This window comes from Coprococcus sp. HPP0074 (genome assembly GCF_964238105.1).
GTDB lineage: Bacteria > Bacillota > Clostridia > Lachnospirales > Lachnospiraceae > Faecalimonas > Faecalimonas umbilicata.
This window is the reverse complement of sequence record NZ_CAXSKS010000010.1, coordinates 35802-55725: the sequence shown is the minus strand read 5'-3', so window position 1 is coordinate 55725 and position 19924 is coordinate 35802. Positions and strand designations below refer to the sequence as shown.

Genomic DNA, 19924 nt, shown 5'->3' with positions numbered 1-19924 from the left:
GGAAATAGAGGAAGACTGTTTTACAACTATATCCGAGTGTGTTATTCTATAACTGTTATCCATATCGCAAAGCGGTATGTAGAAAGTCAGGAGGGAAACCGCATGAAATTAACAGCATTGTTAGAACGTTTACAATATGAAGTTGTGCAGGGAACAAAAGAGATAGAAATTACGGAATTGACAAATGATTCCAGAAAAGTAACAGAAGGCAGTGTCTTTGTCTGCATCAGTGGAGCTGTATCAGACGGACATCAGTATATTGAAGAAGTAGGAAAGAAAGGTGCGGCAGCAGTCATTGTGGAGAAGGATGTGGAGGCACCAAAGCATATGACCGTCATCCGTGTGGAAGATACGAGATATGCACTGGCACTTGCATCGGCTGCATATTTCGGATATCCGGCAGAACAGTTGAAAGTAATCGGAATTACAGGAACAAAGGGGAAGACAACAACAACTTATATGGTCAAATCCATTCTGGAAGAGGTCGGACATAAAGTAGGTCTGATCGGAACGATTGAGGCAATCATTGGGGATGAGGTGATCCCAGCGGTCAATACGACTCCGGAGTCTTTTACAATTCATCAATATTTTCGGAAGATGGTCGATGCAGGGTGTGATGCAGTTGTGATGGAAGTATCCTCACAAGGGCTGATGCTGCATCGGACGGCAGGAATTCCATTTGAAATCGGAATTTTTACAAATCTGGGGGAAGATCATATTGGACCGAATGAGCATAAGGATTTTGAAGACTATAAGAGATGTAAGGGATTGCTTTTCAGACAGTGTAAGATTGGGATTGCAAATGTAGATGATCCCTATTTTAAAGATGTATTCCGAGAGGCTACCTGTGAGATAGAAACATTTGGATTTTCCGAGAAGGCAGATCTTCGCGCCGAACATGCAGAACTGGTGACAAGACCGGGGTACCTCGGGGTAGCCTATCACGTAGCAGGTCTGATGGATTTTGATGTGGAGATTGATATTCCAGGGACGTTCAGCGTGTATAATTCGCTGACAGCCATTGCAGTGTGCAGACACTTTAATGTACCGTCAGAGAAGATTCAAAAAGCGCTGAAAGTAGCGAAAGTGAAAGGGCGCATTGAGATGGTCAAAGTTTCAGATGAATTTACGTTGATGATCGACTATGCGCACAATGCGATGAGTCTTGAGAGCCTTCTGACCACCTTGAAGGAATATCATCCAAAGCGTCTGGTATGTCTGTTTGGATGTGGAGGAAACCGCTCCAAAACGCGCCGCTATGAGATGGGAGAGGTGTCTGGTCGTCTGGCAGATCTGACGATCATTACATCAGATAATCCAAGGTTTGAGGAGCCACAGGAAATTATTGATGATATTAAGATTGGAATGAAGAAGACAGATGGAGCATATGTGGAGATCTGTGACCGGAAGGAGGCAATCCGCTATGCGATCGTCAACGGACAGCCGGGAGATGTGATCGTACTGGCAGGAAAGGGACATGAAGATTACCAGGAGATCAAAGGAGTCAAGTATGCGATGGATGAGCGGGACTTGATTGCGGATATTCTGGCAGAAGAAAGAGAACGGGAGCAGTAAATGTACGCAGATATCATTGTAGATATTACCCATGAAAAATTAGATAAGATCTTTCAATACCGGATTCCAAAAGAGATGGAAGGAAGGCTGCAGACTGGGATGGAAGTTTTGATCCCGTTCGGCAGAGCAAATCGTGAGACAAAGGGATATGTGATTGGATTCTCTGAAAAATGTAATTACGATCCGGAGAAGATTAAAGAGATCACACAGATCATCCAGAATCATATTGCGATTGAGGCAAAGCTGGTGGCGCTTGCGGCATGGATGAAGGAACATTATGGTGGAACAATGATACAGGCGTTAAAGACGGTTCTTCCGATCAAGCAGCAGGAGAAACAAAAAGAGCAGAGAAGCATTCGATTGCTTCTTGACAGAAGGGAAGCAAAAGAAAGGCTTTCGTATTTTCTCTCAAAAAATCAAACTGCCAGAGCAAGGGTTGTTGCAGCGCTGTTAGATTGTCCTATTCTTCCGTATGAGTATGTCACAAGACAGCTGAAAGTTACAGCGGCGGTGCTGCGGGCGATGGAAGAGCAGAGAATTCTTCAGATAGAAGCCGAGGTTGTGTACCGCAATCCGGTGACTGCGAAGCGAACAAAGCAACAGTCGTTTTGCTATACTGAGGCACAGCAGGCGGCAATCCATACATTTTGTGAAGAGTATCGCCGGGGAAAACGGGGAACTTATCTCGTGTATGGTGTGACTGGGAGTGGAAAGACAGAAGTCTACATGGAAATGATCGAGCATGTGATCGCGGAAGGAAAGCAGGCGATCGTTTTAATCCCGGAGATTGCCTTGACCTATCAGACGGTCATGCGGTTTTACCAGAGATTTGGCGACCGGGTGTCAATCATCAATTCCAGGCTGTCGAAAGGGGAGCGGTATGATCAGATGATCCGGGCGAAGAGGGGAGAGATCAATGTGATGATCGGTCCCCGCTCGGCGCTGTTTACTCCATTTGAGAGACTGGGACTGATCATCATCGATGAGGAACATGAAGGAACGTATAAGAGTGAACAGACACCACGTTATCATGCGAGAGAGACTGCGATCGCGCGTGCCGCGATGGAGGGGGCAAGTGTTGTGCTTGGCTCCGCAACGCCGTCGATGGAGGCGTTTTATAAAGCGGTGACTGGGGAATTTCGTTTGCTCAGACTTCCGGAACGGACAAAGCAAAGAGCGATGGCGCATGTGACAGTGGCAGATATGCGAAAAGAGCTGGAAAAGGGGAATCGGTCTATTTTCAGTGATGCACTTCGCAGTCTGATGGAAGACCGGTTAAAGAAAAAGGAACAGATTATGCTGTTTTTGAACCGCCGTGGGTACGCGGGATTTATCTCTTGCCGTTCCTGCGGTCATGTCGTGAAATGTCCGCACTGTGATGTGTCGCTTTCTTCTCACAGGAATGGGAAACTTGTATGTCATTACTGTGGGTATGAACAGCCGATGGTGACATCCTGCCCGGAATGTGGATCCAGCCATGTCGGAGGATTCCGTGCGGGAACCCAGCAGATCGAAGAACTGCTTCTGCGGGAGTTTCCGCAGGCGAAAGTCCTTCGAATGGATATGGATACGACGAAACAGAAAGACGGACATGAGAAGATCCTTGCTGCATTTTCAAGCGGGGAGGCAGATATTCTTGTGGGAACACAGATGATCGTAAAAGGACATGACTTTGGAAATGTGACACTGGTCGGAGTTCTTGCGGCGGACTTGTCGCTCTATGCGGACGATTACCGAGCCGGAGAGAGAACCTTTCAGCTTCTGACGCAGGCGGCAGGCCGAGCGGGGAGAGGAGAGAAGGCCGGAGAAGTTGTGATCCAGACATACAGTCCGGAACACTATAGTATTGTAGCAGCGGCAAAGCAGGATTATGAACAGTTTTTTCAGGAAGAAATGACTTATCGCGCATTGATGGGATACCCTCCGGCAAGTCAGCTTATGGCAGTTCTCGTTTCCTGTAAGGAGGAAGAACTTCTTGAGACAGCATGTCACTATCTGAAGGCTTATGCGGAAACATGCTGCAAAAAGTGTGAGCGGGCAGGGACCTCTGTGCAGCTGATCGGACCGGCAAGTCCGTATGTCGGGAAGGTCAGGGATACTTATCGCAGAGTGATTTATCTGAAATCGGAGCAGGAAGCAGTACTTGTGTTCCTGAAGGATCAGCTGGAACAATATATAGAGATCAACAGTGGATTTCAAAATCTTTGGATACAGTTTGATCTGAATCCGATGAGTGTGTTTTAGTGAGCTCAATTACAGCATGATAAAATATATAAGAATAAAAATGGAAAGAAAGGAGAGTATGGCGTAGTTTTATAGGAAATACACCATACGAGAAAGAAAATGGCAATTAGAAAGATTCGTGAAATGGGAGATGACGTGCTGACAAAAGTCTGCAAGGAAGTAGAAAAAGTAACCCCTCGTACAAAAGTGCTGATCGATGATATGTTTGATACAATGTATGATGCGATGGGAGTTGGACTTGCCGCACCACAGGTTGGAGTGTTAAAGAGAATCGTTACGATCGATGTGGGAGAAGGACCGATTCTCCTGATCAATCCGGAGATCATTGAGACTTCCGGAGAGCAGACCGGGGAAGAAGGATGCTTAAGTGTGCCAGGAAAATCCGGTGTGGTGACAAGGCCGAATTATGTCAAAGTGCGTGCATTTGACGAAGATATGAAAGAAATTGTACTTGAGGGAGAAGGACTTCTTGCCCGTGCATTCTGTCATGAGATCGATCATCTGGATGGGCATTTGTATGTAGAAAAAGTAGAAGGCGAACTGGAAGATATGTATTACGAAGAAGACTAGGAGGAAATGTGATGAGAGTCATTTTTATGGGAACACCGGAATTCTCGGTGGGGACATTGGAGACACTTGTAGAAGCAGGTCATGAAGTCGTGCTTGCGGTCACGCAGCCAGATAAGCCAAAAGGACGAGGAAAAGAGATGCAGTTTACTCCGGTAAAAGAGGCGGCTATCCGCCATCAGATCCCAGTGTATCAGCCGGTGAAAGTCCGTGAGAAAGCGTGTGTGGAAGTGTTGAAATCGTATGAGGCAGATGTCATTGTTGTCATTGCATTCGGACAGATCCTTCCAAAGAGCATCCTGGAGTTGACACCTTATGGGTGTATTAACGTACATGCATCACTGCTTCCAAAATACCGTGGGGCAGCGCCAATCCAGTGGGCAGTCATTGACGGAGAGAAGGTGTCAGGTGTGACAACGATGCAGATGGATGAGGGACTTGATACTGGTGATATGATCTTGAAAAAAGAAGTCATTTTGGATGAAAAAGAGACAGGTGGAAGCCTGCATGACAAACTTGCAGAAGCGGGGGCGGCGTTGTGCGTAGAAACACTGAAAAGGCTGGAAGAAGGAACAGCTCCGGCTGAAAAGCAAGGGGAAACGACGACAGATTACGCAAAGATGCTGACAAAACAGATGGGAGAGATTGACTGGAAGCAGCCGGCAGAGAAGATTGAACGTCTGATTCGAGGGTTGAATCCGTGGCCAAGCGCCTATACATACTGGAACCAGAAAGTTATGAAAATCTGGCTTGCAGATACTGAGGCGGATGAAAGCGGCGAAAAAGAGAAAATGGCGTCAGAGGAAGCAAAACATCCAGAACCTGGTACCATCACAGCAGTCGCAAAAGACAGGTTTTCCGTGCAGACAGGAGAAGGACTTCTGACTGTTTTGGAATTACAGATTCCGGGGAAAAAGAGAATGGATGCAGGAGCATTTTTAAGAGGATATCAGATCAAAGCGGGAGAAATCTTAGGATAGGAAGATCTTGGAGAGAGGAACTTGAGAAATCGATAAAGATTCTCTTAAAAAACTATAAAATAAAGTATTTCTAAGGGAAATTCGTATATAATGATTCTGACAGCTGTAAAAAGCAGCAGTTTACACGAAGAAGTCTTTATCAGATAGGAGCGAGAAAATGTATAGAGCATATTATCCAATGTATTTTGATCCAACATACCTGCTTGTGATTGTAGGAGTATTGCTCTGCATGCTTGCATCTGCAAGGGTGCGGACAACTTACGCCAAATATGAGCGGGTGAGAAATCATTCCGGGATGACCGGGAGAGATGCGGCAGAAAGGATTTTAAGGGGAGCAGGAATTTTTGATGTACGAATTGAACGGGTAAGCGGGCATCTGACGGATCACTATGATCCGAGGAATAAAGTGTTACGGCTGTCGGACAGTACGTATAGTTCAGCATCGGTTGCTGCAGTTGGTGTGGCAGCGCACGAGTGCGGACATGCTATCCAGCACGCGGTCGGATATGCACCTCTTAACATCCGAAGTGCACTTGTTCCAGTGGCAAACTTTGGATCGACTATCGCATGGCCGTTGATCGTTCTTGGACTTTTTATTTCCGGAAATTCTTCTAGTCTTCTGATCCAGATCGGAATTTTGGCATTTTCATTATCCGTATTGTTTCAGATTGTTACACTGCCGGTGGAGTTTAATGCATCTGGCAGGGCAATTCGGATTTTAGGAGAGAGCGGAATGCTCTATCCGGATGAGATCAGCGGTACAAAGAGAGTACTTGGTGCAGCAGCTTTGACGTATGTCGCGAGTGCTGCGTCAGCAATCTTACAGCTGATCCGTATCATATTGATCACAGGAGGAAGAGGAAATGGCGAAAATGACAGATGATAGGGAATTGATACTCGGTGTTCTTCTTGAAATTACAAGGGATGGAGTGTACAGCCATATCGCCATTCGAAATGTGCTGGAGAAATACCAGTATTTAGATAAAAAAGAGCGTGCCTTTATCACGAGAGTTGTGGAAGGAACGCTGGAGAGAATGATTGAGATCGATTATATTATCAATCAGTTCTCAAATGTGAAAGTAAATAAAATGAAGCCGGTCATCCGGACGATTCTTAGGAGCGCAGTCTATCAATTAAAATATATGGACGGCGTTCCTGATTCTGCTGTCTGCAATGAGGCAGTCAAGCTGGCGGAGAAAAAAGGGTTTCGTAGCCTAAAGGGATTTGTCAATGGGGTGTTGCGCACAAGTGCAAGAAATATGGATCAGATCCGTTATCCGGAGAAAGAAAAAAATCCTGTATCATGGCTTTCCATTCATTATTCTATACCGGAATGGATGGTAAAACTGTGGCTTTCCGAGTATGGTGCGGAGACTGTTGAGAAGATGCTGAAAGGATTTCTGGAGGAACATCCGACAGTGATCCGCTGCAATCTTCGGAAACAGTCCGAAAAGGAGCTGACAGAGAGACTCCGGAAAGAAGGTGTGAAGGTGGAAGCACATCCATATCTTTCCTATGCAAAGAAAATTAGCGGATATGATCATCTTGGCGGGCTGGAGAGTTTCCGGGACGGAGCATTTCAGGTGCAGGATATCAGTTCTATGCTTGTTGCAGAGATTGCAGCTCCACAGAGAGGCGATCAGGTGATAGATGTCTGTGCGGCTCCGGGAGGGAAGTCTATGCACATTGCAGATTTGCTTGATGGCAGTGGGATGGTAGCAGCGAGAGATCTTACAGAATATAAAGTAGGACTCATCGAGGAAAACATCTGCCGGACTGGATTCCAAAATATAAGGGCAGAGCAGAAGGACGCTACCGTTTTTGATAAAGATTCTGAGCGGATAGCGGATATTGTAATCGCAGATCTTCCATGTTCTGGATTAGGGGTTCTGGCAAAAAAGACAGATCTGAAATATAAGATGACAAAGGAAGGGACAGAAAGTCTTGCAAAGCTCCAGAGGGAGATTCTTGGAGTAGTGAAAAATTATGTGAAGGAGGGCGGAGCGCTCGTATATAGTACATGTACGATCAATCCGGCAGAGAATCTGGAAAATGTGAGATGGTTTCTTGACAATAGTCCAGAATTTGAAGCAGAGGATATTACACCATTTCTCTGTGGAGAACTTCAAAAGGATGTCAAAGAAGGATGTCTTCAGCTTCTTCCAGGAGTCCATGACAGTGACGGATTTTTTATTGCAAAGTTCAGAAGGAAGAGAAAGTAAGAGGTAGTTATGAAACAGGAGAAAAAGGATATCGGATCTTTCCGGTTTGAAGAGTTGAAGGAAGAGATGACATCGATTGGAGAGAAAGCATTTCGCGCAAAACAGGTTTATGAATGGCTGCATGTAAAGCTTGTGCGGTCTTTCGATGAGATGACAAACCTATCCAAACCACTCAGAGAAAAGCTTGCACGCCAGTATGAGATCCGGGAGGTGGAGATGCTTGACAGACAGGTGTCTGCAATGGATGGGACAAATAAGTTTTTGTTCCGATTAAGTGATGGACATGTGGTAGAGAGCGTGCTCATGAAATATAAGCATGGCAATTCTGTTTGTATCTCCTCCCAGGTTGGCTGCAGGATGGGATGTCGGTTTTGTGCCTCGACGATCGGAGGACTTGAGCGAAATCTCACGCCGTCAGAAATGCTTGGACAGATCTATCAGATTCAGAGAATTTCCGGTGAGCGTGTTGCAAATGTTGTAGTGATGGGAACTGGGGAACCGTTGGATAATTATGAAAATTTATTAAAGTTTATTCAGATGCTGACTGATGAGCACGGACTTCATATCAGTCAGAGAAATGTGACGGTTTCTACTTGTGGAATTGTGCCAAAGATGCTGGAGCTGGCAGAAGAGCATTTGCAGATTACATTGGCATTATCCCTTCATGGATCCACGCAGGAAAAAAGAAAGAAACTGATGCCTGTGGCGAATAAGTATGAACTTTCTGAAGTGCTGGAAGCGTGTGATATATATTTTGCGAAGACAGGAAGAAGAATGACTTTCGAGTATAGTCTTGTTCATGGAGTGAATGATACCGAGGAAGATGCAAAAGAATTAAGTGCACTTCTTTCTCATAAAAACTGCCATATCAATCTGATTCCGGTCAACCCGATCAAAGAACGTGATTTTGAGCGACCGACAAGGGAGGCGGCTGAGAAATTTAAAAATAAACTTGAAAAAAGCGGAATAAATGTTACTATAAGAAGAGAAATGGGTTCTGACATTGATGGAGCCTGTGGACAACTAAGAAAGCGTTATGTTGAAACAAATGGAAGTAAAGGAGAACATCATGAAAACATTTTCTAAGACAGACGTGGGGAGAAAAAGGGAGACGAACCAGGATTATGTCTATGCCAGAACGAAACCGGTAGGAAAACTTCCAAATTTATTTGCAGTGGCTGATGGTATGGGGGGACATAATGCCGGAGATCGTGCATCCAAGTGTACCGTTGAGATATTGGAACGTGAAATAGAGGAGAGCACGGAGACCAATATCAAGGACATTATCCGACAGGCAATATATAAAGCAAACGAGAAGATCATTGAGATGGCAGAAAGGGACAGCAAGTTAGAAGGAATGGGGACGACGCTTGTTGTTGCCACGATTGTACATAACATGATTTATTTCGCAAATGTGGGGGACAGTCGACTTTATCTGATCAATCATACAATCACACAGTTGACTAAAGATCACTCCCTTGTAGAAGAGATGGTGCGCCTTGGGGGAATCAAGCCGGAGGAGGCAAGGAATCATCCGGATAAGAATATTATTACGCGTGCAATCGGAGCAAAAGAGGGAGTGGAACCAGATTTTTTCGAACACAGTCTGAAAAAAGGGGACATCATTTTGATGTGCTCGGATGGACTCAGCAATATGATAGAAGATGAAGAAATATTCCAGATTGTAAAGAGTGGAAGGGATGTTGTGGAGATTACAGAGGATCTGATCGAAACAGCAAATGAAAATGGCGGAAAAGATAATATAGGGGTTGTTGTGATTGAGCCATTGGCAGATGAGGTGAGTATATGTTAAATGAAGGAACCATGTTAAATGGCAGGTATGAGATCCTCGGCAAGATCGGCGCCGGGGGAATGGCAGATGTTTATAAAGGAAAAGACCATAAATTGAATCGCTTTATTGCGATAAAAGTGTTAAAGAAAGAATTTCATGAGGATGATTCATTTATTCAGAAATTTACAAGTGAAGCGCAGGCGGCAGGCGGTCTTATGCATCCAAATGTAGTAAATGTGTACGATGTTGGGGAAGATCAAGGTGCCAATTATATGGTCATGGAACTTGTGGAAGGAATTACACTGAAACAGTACATCCAGAAAAAGGGACGACTTTCCGCAAAAGAGGCAATCAGCATTACAATTCAGATGGCAAATGGAATTCAGGCGGCGCATAATAAGAATATTATCCACAGAGATATTAAGCCGCAGAATGTGATCATTTCCAAAGAAGGCAAAGTGAAAGTGACTGACTTTGGTATTGCAAAAGCAGCGAACTCAAACACTATGAGTTCTACCGTACTTGGATCGGTGCACTATACATCGCCGGAACAGGCAAGAGGAGCTGCAAGCGATGCAAGAAGTGACATTTATTCACTTGGTATTACAATGTATGAGATGGTGACGGGTCGACTTCCATTTGACGGGGATACTGCAGTTGCAGTTGCGGTAAAGCATCTTCAGGAAGAGATCGTATCTCCGGCGGAGTATGTGCCAGAGCTGCCGTATAGTTTGGAGCAGATTATCTTGAAATGTACACAGAAACGGCCCGAATTCCGTTATCCAGATGTGGCATCACTGGTACTTGATTTAAAACGTTCGCTCGTGGATCCGGAAGGAGACTTTGTGCGGATCAGAAGAGTACCGGGTTCCGATACGGTCATGTTATCAGAAGGAGAACTTCAGAAACTTCAGATGAATAATATATCTGCAAGACGATATGACGATTATGACGATGATGATTATGATGAAGAGCAGTATGATGATTATGACAATGACTATGATGATGACTATGACGATGACTACGATGATGAGTATGATCAGGACGATGATTATGACGAGGATGACTATGGAAGAGGAACATCTCGGAAAAGAAATGGAGATGTCAATCCGCGGATGAACAAGCTGATCAAGATTCTGATGATTGTCGTTGCAGTTCTGATTGCATTTTTCGTGATCATGATGGCAGGAAAGGCGGCAGGAATCTTTGGATCTGGTCTGGGATTTGTCACAGAAGATTCAAAAGATAAAGTAAAAGTGCCAAATGTTGTCGGTAAGACACAGGCAGATGCGATTGAGGCTCTGAACAAAGTAAATCTTGGATATGAACTTGTGGATGGCGGAGAGTCTGATAAATATGAAAAAGGCTATGTCATGGAACAGGGAACAAAAGCAGGTACAAAAATAGCGAAAAATACAAGAGTCAAGATTGTTGTAAGCAGTGGGAAGAAAAAAGAAGAAGTGACCATGCCGGATGTGAAGGGACTGAACCAGGATAAAGCACAGAAAGAACTGGAAAAGCTGGGACTGAAAGTTTCTGTCACCTATGAGTATAGTTCGATGTATACCGAGGGAGAGGTTATTTCCACAACTTACGAGCCGGGAACCAAGGTGGCAAAAGGTACAGAAGTAGGCATGCAGGTAAGTAAAGGCGAAGAGCCAATTGAGAAAGTGGCCGTACCGGAAATTACAGGAAAGACAGAAGTTGATGCGATTGCAGCTTTAGAAGCAGTTGGATTATATGCCGGGGACAGGAAGGAAGAGTACAGCGATGAACCGCCAGGGACTGTGATCTCCCAGGATATTGCAGGTGGAAATAAGATTGAAGTCGGAGGAAGTGTCGGTTATACAGTCAGCAAAGGAAAAGAAAAAGCAAAAATGCCGGCAGTGATCGGTCTTTCAGAGGCGGATGCAAAGGCACAACTTCAGGCAGCCGGATTGACACCGGTCATCTATCATGAGCCAAATGAAAATCAAAAAGGATCTGTATTTTATGCCAGTGCGAATACCGGGGATGAACTGGAAAAAGGAGCAACGGTTGAAATCTGGATCAGTGACGGTCCGGCAGAACAGCCGCCTACCGATGGAAATAACAATGGAAACACAGATCATAATGGCAGCGGAGATAACAATAGCGGCAGCACGGATGGAAATACCACTGGTCAGGAAGGAAATTCCGGGCATTAGTTTGAAGGAACAAAAGCGGTACAGTACTGTGTATTTGTGCCCGGAAGCCAGACAAATAAATGGATAAGGGAAAATTCATGCAGGGAAAGATTGTAAAAGGAATTGCCGGATTCTACTACGTTCATGTAGTAGGATTCGGTATTTATGAATGTAAGGCAAAAGGAAGTTTCAGAAAAGAGAAGAGAAAACCACTCGTCGGAGATAATGTAGAGATCGACTGCCTGAGTGAGGAAGAGAAGACGGGAAATATTATTCAGATTTTTCCAAGGAAAAACGAATTGATCCGTCCGGCAGTAGCAAATATCGATCAAGCACTTGTTGTCTTTGCAGTGACGGATCCAAAGCCACACTTCAATCTGTTAGACAGATTTTTGATCATGATGGAGACAAAAGGGATTCCGGCGGTGTTATGTTTCAATAAGCAGGATATTGCAACAGAAAAAGAGATTCAGGAATTGCAGGAAATTTACAGAAGGTGTGGCTATCAGATCCTTTTTACGAGTGCAAAAAAAGAGGAAAATATTGCGCTTGTAAAAGAGGTTTTAAAAGGAAAGACAACAACGGTAGCAGGACCTTCCGGAGTGGGCAAGTCTTCCTTGATCAATATTCTTCAGCCGGAGGCGAAGATGGAGACAGGGGAAATCAGCAAGAAGATTGCCCGCGGAAAGCATACAACAAGACATTCGGAACTGATTCCGATTGATGAGGATTCCTATATTATGGATACTCCGGGATTTAGTTCGCTGTATGTGAATGAATTTGAAAAAGAAGAATTGAAATATTATTTTCCGGAATTTACATATTATGAAGGAATGTGCAAATTCCAGGGATGTGACCATATTCATGAGCCGAAGTGTGCGGTCAAGGAAGCGGTGGAAGCTGGAGAGATCCACAAAGTGCGGTATCAGAATTATTTAGAGATGTATAAGGAATTACAGGAGAAGAGGAGATACTAACATGGAAATGATTTTGGCTCCGTCTATATTGGCGGCAGATTTTACAAAATTAGGGGAACAGATGAAAGAGACAGAGCGGGAAGGAGCACAGTACATTCATTTTGATGTGATGGACGGAAAGTTTGTGCCAAGTATTTCTTTTGGAATGCCGGTACTGGCATCCATCAGAAACGCAGTGGATCAGATTTTTGATGTGCATTTGATGATTGAAGAGCCAATTCGCTATGTAGAAGAATTTCAGAAAGCAGGGGCAGATATTATCACCGTTCACCTGGAGGCGTGCAGTGATGTGAAAGCGACACTGGAGAAAATCAAAGCATGTGGGGCGAAAGCGGCAATCTCAATCTGCCCGGACACACCGGTGGCAGAACTGGAGCCATATGTGGAATTGGTAGATATGGTATTGATCATGAGTGTACATCCTGGATTTGGAGGTCAGTCTTTCATCCCATCTTCTCTGGAGAAGATTCGAGAGACGAGAGCACTGCTTGATCGTGTCAACTCAACCGCAGATATTGAAGTGGATGGTGGAATCTATACAACGAATGTAAGAGAAGTGCTGGAAGCAGGGGCAAATGTGATTGTGGCAGGTTCTGCTATTTTCCGTGGAGATGCTGCAGAAAACACAAAAAATATGATGGAGATCTTAAGAGGTTATGAATAGACAACATGTTGTGATCATCAGCGGCGGCACAGTGGAAGAAAATCTTGCACTGGACATTTTAAAAAAACAATCGTCTGCATTTCTGATCGCGGTTGACCGGGGACTGGAATTTTTTTATAAGCACAAAATCAAGCCGGATTATATTGTAGGAGATTTTGACAGTATTGCACCTGAGATTATCGTCTGGTACAAGGAGTGGACAGAGATTCCTATCCGGGAGTTTAATCCGGTCAAGGATGCGTCAGATACAGAGATTGCCGTGCGATATGCAGTGGAGAGTGGATACGGAAATATCACGATTCTCGGAGGAACCGGAACGAGGCTGGATCATGTGATGGCGAACATTCAGGTTCTTTCAATTCCTGCACGGTCAGGAATTCCGGCAGAGATCATTGACGGACACAATCGGATCCAGGTCGTGGAACGAGAAGTACGGTTGAAAAAATCAGAGACCTATGGGGAATATTTCTCTTTATTTCCACTCGGAGGAGAAGTCCGACATCTCTATATTCGTGGAGCAAAATACCCATTGACAGATCACACTCTTGTTCCTTACGACAGCCTTTGTGTGAGTAATCAGATTGACGGGGAGGAAGCGGTCATTGCTTTTGGTGAAGGGATGGTCATTTTAATGGAAACAAGAGAAGAAATGTATCAATAAGTGAAAAAAGTAAAAAGTCACAAAAAGAAGAAAAAAAGAAAAAGGAACGCAGGGTGTCTATTGGCAAACCTGCACAGATATGATAGACTAAGATGTAAGAATGCATGTTCACAGAACTGCATCTGACAGCAGAAAAGAGATGCAACTCTGTGAAAGAAAATAGAGAAAGGCAGAAATCTTTATCAGACGAAGATTTCTGAATAGGGAAGGACAGAAATGAAATTAGGTATCGTTGGATTGCCGAACGTAGGGAAAAGTACATTATTTAACTCATTGACAAAGGCAGGGGCAGAGTCAGCAAACTACCCATTCTGCACGATCGATCCGAATGTCGGCGTTGTTGCAGTGCCGGATGAGCGTCTGGAAGTGCTTGGGGAGATGTACCATACAAAGAAGATTGTTCCGGCAACGATTGAATTTGTAGACATTGCAGGTTTGGTGAAGGGAGCTTCCAAAGGAGAAGGTCTTGGAAATCAGTTTCTTGCAAATATCCGTGAGGTAGATGCAATCGTTCATGTTGTGAGATGTTTTGAAGACGAGAATATTGTACATGTAGATGGAAGTATTGCTCCGCTTCGAGATATTGAGACGATCAATCTAGAGTTGATTTTCTCAGACATTGAGATTTTAGAGAGACGTATCGCAAAGACGACAAAAGTTGCGAGAAATGACAAGTCAGCGGCAAAAGAACTTGTATTGTTAGAGCGGCTGAAAGGATATCTCGAAGAAGGAAATATGGCACGCAGCTTTACGACTGAAGATGAGGAAGAGCAGGAATGGCTGGAAAGTTATAATCTGTTGACTTATAAACCAGTAATTTTTGCGGCAAATGTGACAGAAGATGATCTTGCAAATGACGGTGCAGACAATTCCGGTGTGGCAGAGGTCAGAGCATATGCAGAGAAAGAGCACTGTGAAGTGTTTGTTGTATGTGCACAGATCGAGCAGGAAATCGCAGAGTTGGATGACGATGAGAAGAAAATGTTTTTAGAAGATCTTGGACTGAGCGAATCAGGTTTGGAAAAATTAATTCGTGCAAGCTATAGCCTCCTTGGACTTTTAAGTTACCTGACAGCTGGAGAACAGGAAGTCAAAGCATGGACGATCACAAAAGGAACTAAAGCTCCACAAGCAGCAGGAAAGATTCATTCAGATTTTGAACGTGGATTCATCCGTGCGGAGATCGTAAGCTATGATGATCTGATGGCATGTGGTACTTATACGAACGCGAAAGAGAAAGGGCTTGTCCGTCTGGAAGGAAAAGAATATGTTGTTCAGGACGGTGACATTATTTTATTCCGTTTCAACGTGTAGAAAGCCAGAGAAGGGAGAGGTAGTATGAATATGAATATCAATTTTCCGCATTTGGGAATCGAACTGGAACATGTGGGTCGGTCCATATCCATTTTGGGGTTTCATATTACATACTATGGAATACTGATAGGTCTGGCGCTTGTCGCGGGGATTTTTATTACGATTTATTTTGCAGTAAAGAGCAGACAAAATATTGAGCATTATTTAGATCTTGTGATTGGGACGGTGCTTTGGGGTGTTGTCGGGGCAAGACTCTATTATGTTCTGTTTTCGTGGGACAGGTATCAAGGACATTTCTTTCGTATTTTCAATTTGAGGCAGGGAGGACTTGCATTTTATGGTGCCTTGATGGCAGCGGTACTTTTTACAGTTTTCTATGCGAAACGGAAGCGGGAAAAACCGATGCGTCTGTTAGATACGGCAACTGTTGGTCTGATTGCAGGACAGATTATCGGGCGATTCGGTAATTTCTTTAACAGAGAATCTTTTGGCGGATATACAGATGGACTTTTTGCAATGCAGCTTCCGGTCGATGCTGTGCGGACCGCCGATATTACAGAAAAGATGCGGGAACATATCGTAGAACTGGAAGGGATTTCTTATATTCAGGTACATCCTGCATTTTTGTATGAGATGGTATGGAACCTTCTGATTCTTGTACTTGTGCTTCTCTATTATAAGAAAAAAATGTTTGAAGGGGAACTGTTTTTAATCTACATAGCATTATATGGAATCGGGCGTACATGGATTGAGGCACTCCGTGTGGACAAACTCCATCTTCCTTTTGGAAATCTTCCGGTTTCACTGATTTTTGCAGTTGTTTCAGCGGCAGTAAGCATTGTGCTGATCATACATTTTAGAAAAGAAGTCGAGCGAAAGAAACAGATGGAAAAAAGAAGACAGCTCCGCAGAGAGTGTGAGACAGAGAGACATTAACAGAATAGATTGTGAGAGAAAAACTCCTCACCGGAAACGGCAAAGAAAAGCTGTGGAAGGTGGGGAGTTTTTTGGGAAAATTCTCTTGTATTTTAAAAGGAACAAATTCCTACTGGACTTTTGTATACAAGAGGAATATAATATGAATAAATAGGAAAAAACCTAGAATTTGAAGGAGGAAAAAACCAATGGCAAGAAAAATGAAGACCATGGATGGTAATCACGCAGCAGCTCATGCTTCTTATGCATTTACAGATGTTGCAGCTATTTATCCTATCACACCTTCATCAGTTATGGCGGAAGCTACAGATGAATGGGCTACTCAAGGTAGAACGAATATTTTTGGACAGACAGTTCAGGTAACAGAAATGCAATCAGAGGCAGGTGCAGCAGGTACAGTACACGGTTCCCTCGCAGCAGGTGCTTTGACAACTACATACACAGCATCTCAGGGATTATTACTTATGATTCCTAACTTATACAAAATCGCTGGTGAGCAGTTACCGGGTGTATTCAATGTTTCTGCCCGTGCTTTAGCAAGCCATGCATTATCAATCTTTGGTGATCACTCAGACGTTTATGCATGTCGTCAGACAGGATGTGCGATGCTTTGTGAATCAAGTGTACAGGAAGTTATGGACTTGACACCGGTTGCTCACCTTGCAGCAATCAAAGGAAAGATTCCGTTTATCAACTTCTTCGATGGATTTAGAACATCTCACGAGATTCAGAAGATTGAGACATGGGATTATGAAGACTTAAAAGATATGGCAGACATGGATGCAATTGCTGAATTCAGAGCACATGCACTGAACCCAAATCACCCATGCCAGAGAGGTTCTGCTCAGAACCCGGATATCTTCTTCCAGGCAAGAGAGGCATGTAACCCATTCTACGATGCTATGCCGGCAATCGTTCAGGAATACATGGACAAAGTCAATGAGAAGATTGGTACAAACTACAAATTATTCAACTACCATGGAGCAGAAGATGCAGAACATGTAATCATCGCTATGGGATCTGTATGTGATACAATCGATGAGACAGTTGATTACTTATTAGCAGCAGGAAGAAAAGTTGGTGTTGTAAAAGTTCGTCTTTACAGACCATTCTCTGCAGAAGCTCTGATCAATGCAATTCCAGAATCTGTAAAACAGATCACAGTATTAGATAGAACAAAAGAGCCGGGAGCGCTTGGAGAACCATTATACTTAGACGTAGTTGCATCTTTAAAAGGAACAAAATTTGATGCAGTACCTGTATTTACAGGACGTTATGGATTAGGTTCCAAAGATACAACACCTGCTCAGATCGTTGCTGTATATGACAACACAGAAAAACAGAAATTCACAATCGGTATCGTGGATGACGTTACAAACTTATCATTAGAAGTAGGTGCTCCGTTAGTCACAACACCAGAAGGAACAATCAACTGTAAGTTCTGGGGACTTGGAGCAGATGGTACTGTTGGAGCAAACAAAAACTCTATCAAGATCATCGGTGACAACACAGATATGTACGCACAGGCATATTTTGATTACGACTCTAAGAAATCAGGCGGTGTGACAATGTCTCACTTACGTTTTGGTAAGAGCCCGATCAAATCTACATACCTGATCAAACAGGCTAACTTTGTAGCATGTCACAATCCATCTTATGTGAATAAGTACAACATGGTACAGGAATTAGTTGACGGTGGTACATTCTTACTGAACTGTCCATGGGATATGGAAGGACTTGAGAAACATCTTCCAGGACAGGTGAAAGCATTTATCGCAAATCACAACATTAAGTTCTATGTGATCGATGGTATCAAGATTGGTAAAGAAATCGGACTTGGCGGACGTATCAACACAGTTCTCCAGTCAGCATTCTTCAAACTTGCTAATATCATTCCGGAAGAACATGCAATCGAATTAATGAAAGCAGCTGCAAAAGCATCTTACGGTAAGAAAGGTGACAAGATAGTACAGATGAACTACGATGCGATCGATGCAGGTGCAAAACAGGTTGTAGAAGTTCAGGTTCCAGAAAGCTGGAAGAACGCAGAGGACGAAGGCTTATTTACACCAGAAGTAAAAGGTGGAAGAAAAGAAGTTGTTGACTTCGTTAAGAATATCCAGGCAAAAGTAAATGCTCAGGAAGGAAATACACTTCCGGTATCTGCATTCACAGAATACGTAGATGGTTCTACACCATCAGGTTCTTCTGCATACGAGAAACGTGGTATTGCAGTAGATATTCCGGTATGGAAACCAGAAAACTGTATCCAGTGTAACCGTTGTGCATATGTATGTCCACATGCAGTTATCCGTCCGGTTGCTCTTACAGAAGAGGAACTTTCAAAAGCTCCGGAAGGAATCGAGACAATCGATATGATCGGTATGCCGGGAATGAAATTTACAATGACAGTATCTGCTTATGACTGTACAGGATGTGGCTCTTGTGCAAATGTATGTCCAGGTAAGAAGGGTGAGAAAGCTCTTGTAATGGAAAACATGGAAGCAAATGCTGGAAAACAGGAATACTTCGATTTCGGAAGAGAGATTCCGGTAAAACCAGAAGTAGTTGCTAAATTTAAAGAAACAACAGTAAAAGGAAGCCAGTTCAAACAGCCATTACTTGAGTTCTCAGGAGCTTGTGCAGGTTGTGGAGAGACTCCTTATGCAAAATTAATCACACAGTTATTCGGTGACAGAATGTACATCGCGAATGCAACTGGATGTTCTTCAATCTGGGGTAACTCTTCACCGTCTACACCATACACAGTAAACGAAAAAGGACAGGGTCCTGCATGGTCTAACTCTTTATTTGAGGATAATGCAGAGTTCGGTTACGGTATGTTATTAGCTCAGAAAGCTTTAAGAAACGGCTTAAAAGCAAAAGTTGAGAAGTTAGTAGAGAGCGGAGACAATGAAGCAGTTGTTGCAGCAGGAAAAGAATGGTTAGAGACATTTAACTGTGGAGCTACAAACGGAACAGCAACAGATAACCTTGTTGCAGCATTAGAAGCTTGTGACTGTGGATGTGAATTGAGAAAAGAAATCTTACAGAACAAAGACTTCTTAGCTAAGAAATCACAGTGGATCTTCGGTGGAGACGGATGGGCTTACGATATCGGATTCGGTGGAGTTGACCATGTATTAGCTTCCGGACAGGATATCAACATTATGGTATTCGATACAGAAGTTTACTCTAATACAGGTGGACAATCTTCAAAATCTACACCGACAGGTGCGATTGCTCAGTTCGCAGCAGGCGGTAAAGAAGTGAAGAAGAAAGATATGGCAAGCATTGCAATGAGCTACGGATATGTATATGTAGCACAGATTGCTATGGGAGCTGATTTCAATCAGACTGTAAAAGCGATTGCAGAAGCAGAAGCTTATCCAGGACCATCTTTAATTATTGCTTACGCTCCATGTATCAACCATGGTATTAAGAAGGGTATGAACAAAGCTCAGACAGAAGAAGAGTTAGCAGTAAAATCAGGATACTGGCACAACTTCCGCTTCAACCCAGCTGCAGAAGGAAATAAATTCACTCTCGACAGCAAGGCTCCAACAGAAGATTACAGAGAATTCTTAAATGGAGAAGTTCGTTACAATGCATTGGCAAGAATGAACCCAGAAAGAGCAGAAGAATTATTTGCGAAATCAGAAGAAGCAGCAAAAGAGAGATATGCATACTTGAACAAACTTGTAACTCTCTATGGAAGCGACGCTGAATAGAACAGACAATAATGTTTTTCGAAAGAGAATAAAGTCATGGAAAAGGGATACTTCAGAAATGGAGTATCCCTTTTTGCAGAAAGTATACAAAAAAAG

General features: G+C 43.6%; 15 protein-coding genes. All 15 read left to right on the top strand.

Features of this window, described 5'->3' with window-relative positions; genetic code table 11:
- Nucleotides 1-102: 102 nt before the first annotated feature.
- The 15 genes from ACESPO_RS12240 to nifJ all read left to right on the top strand — a co-directional run bounded on the left by ACESPO_RS12240 (nucleotide 103) and on the right by nifJ (nucleotide 19828).
- Nucleotides 103-1575, top strand: a complete 1473-nt coding sequence (locus ACESPO_RS12240) for a UDP-N-acetylmuramoyl-L-alanyl-D-glutamate--2,6-diaminopimelate ligase (RefSeq protein ID WP_008976363.1) — start codon at nucleotides 103-105, stop codon at nucleotides 1573-1575.
- A complete protein-coding gene (gene priA, locus ACESPO_RS12235; RefSeq protein ID WP_499788900.1) occupies nucleotides 1576-3819 on the top strand; it encodes a replication restart helicase PriA in 2244 nt (747 codons plus the stop codon).
- Nucleotides 3820-3918: 99 nt separating this feature from the next.
- The gene (def, locus tag ACESPO_RS12230) at nucleotides 3919-4389 is read left to right on the top strand and encodes a peptide deformylase (RefSeq protein ID WP_008976361.1); all 471 of its coding nucleotides are present in this window, start codon (nucleotides 3919-3921) and stop codon (nucleotides 4387-4389) included.
- A gap of 11 nt (nucleotides 4390-4400) precedes the next feature.
- Nucleotides 4401-5366 (top strand): methionyl-tRNA formyltransferase, encoded by a 966-nt coding sequence (gene fmt / locus ACESPO_RS12225; RefSeq protein WP_009262854.1) that lies wholly within the window; start codon nucleotides 4401-4403, stop codon nucleotides 5364-5366.
- Nucleotides 5367-5523: 157 nt separating this feature from the next.
- Nucleotides 5524-6249: a zinc metallopeptidase gene (locus tag ACESPO_RS12220; protein ID WP_009262853.1), complete on the top strand. Its 726-nt coding sequence runs from the start codon at nucleotides 5524-5526 to the stop codon at nucleotides 6247-6249.
- A complete protein-coding gene (gene rsmB, locus ACESPO_RS12215) occupies nucleotides 6230-7588 on the top strand; it encodes a 16S rRNA (cytosine(967)-C(5))-methyltransferase RsmB (protein ID WP_499788899.1) in 1359 nt (452 codons plus the stop codon). Before ACESPO_RS12220 ends, rsmB begins: the two co-directional genes overlap by 20 nt.
- 9 nt (nucleotides 7589-7597) lie before the next feature.
- Nucleotides 7598-8674, top strand: a complete 1077-nt coding sequence (rlmN, locus tag ACESPO_RS12210) for a dual-specificity RNA methyltransferase RlmN (protein ID WP_008976357.1) — start codon at nucleotides 7598-7600, stop codon at nucleotides 8672-8674.
- A complete protein-coding gene (locus ACESPO_RS12205; protein ID WP_009262850.1) occupies nucleotides 8658-9401 on the top strand; it encodes a Stp1/IreP family PP2C-type Ser/Thr phosphatase in 744 nt (247 codons plus the stop codon). Before rlmN ends, ACESPO_RS12205 begins: the two co-directional genes overlap by 17 nt.
- Complete coding sequence (pknB, locus tag ACESPO_RS12200; protein ID WP_499788897.1) at nucleotides 9395-11566, top strand: Stk1 family PASTA domain-containing Ser/Thr kinase; 2172 nt, start codon at nucleotides 9395-9397, stop codon at nucleotides 11564-11566. The genes ACESPO_RS12205 and pknB overlap by 7 nt, the downstream gene beginning before the upstream one ends.
- Nucleotides 11567-11643: 77 nt before the next feature.
- Entirely contained in the window at nucleotides 11644-12522 is an 879-nt protein-coding gene (rsgA, locus tag ACESPO_RS12195) for a ribosome small subunit-dependent GTPase A (RefSeq protein ID WP_016439303.1), read from the top strand.
- A gap of 1 nt (nucleotide 12523) precedes the next feature.
- The gene (gene rpe, locus ACESPO_RS12190; RefSeq protein ID WP_117576373.1) at nucleotides 12524-13186 is read left to right on the top strand and encodes a ribulose-phosphate 3-epimerase; all 663 of its coding nucleotides are present in this window, start codon (nucleotides 12524-12526) and stop codon (nucleotides 13184-13186) included.
- Nucleotides 13179-13847, top strand: coding sequence for a thiamine diphosphokinase (locus ACESPO_RS12185; RefSeq protein ID WP_499788895.1), 669 nt, complete (start codon nucleotides 13179-13181; stop codon nucleotides 13845-13847). Before rpe ends, ACESPO_RS12185 begins: the two co-directional genes overlap by 8 nt.
- A gap of 216 nt (nucleotides 13848-14063) precedes the next feature.
- The gene (ychF, locus tag ACESPO_RS12180; protein WP_016439301.1) at nucleotides 14064-15161 is read left to right on the top strand and encodes a redox-regulated ATPase YchF; all 1098 of its coding nucleotides are present in this window, start codon (nucleotides 14064-14066) and stop codon (nucleotides 15159-15161) included.
- 24 nt (nucleotides 15162-15185) lie between these two features.
- Entirely contained in the window at nucleotides 15186-16097 is a 912-nt protein-coding gene (lgt, locus tag ACESPO_RS12175) for a prolipoprotein diacylglyceryl transferase (RefSeq protein ID WP_320852204.1), read from the top strand.
- A gap of 188 nt (nucleotides 16098-16285) precedes the next feature.
- Nucleotides 16286-19828: a pyruvate:ferredoxin (flavodoxin) oxidoreductase gene (gene nifJ / locus ACESPO_RS12170; protein WP_008976349.1), complete on the top strand. Its 3543-nt coding sequence runs from the start codon at nucleotides 16286-16288 to the stop codon at nucleotides 19826-19828.
- Nucleotides 19829-19924 lie beyond the last annotated feature (96 nt).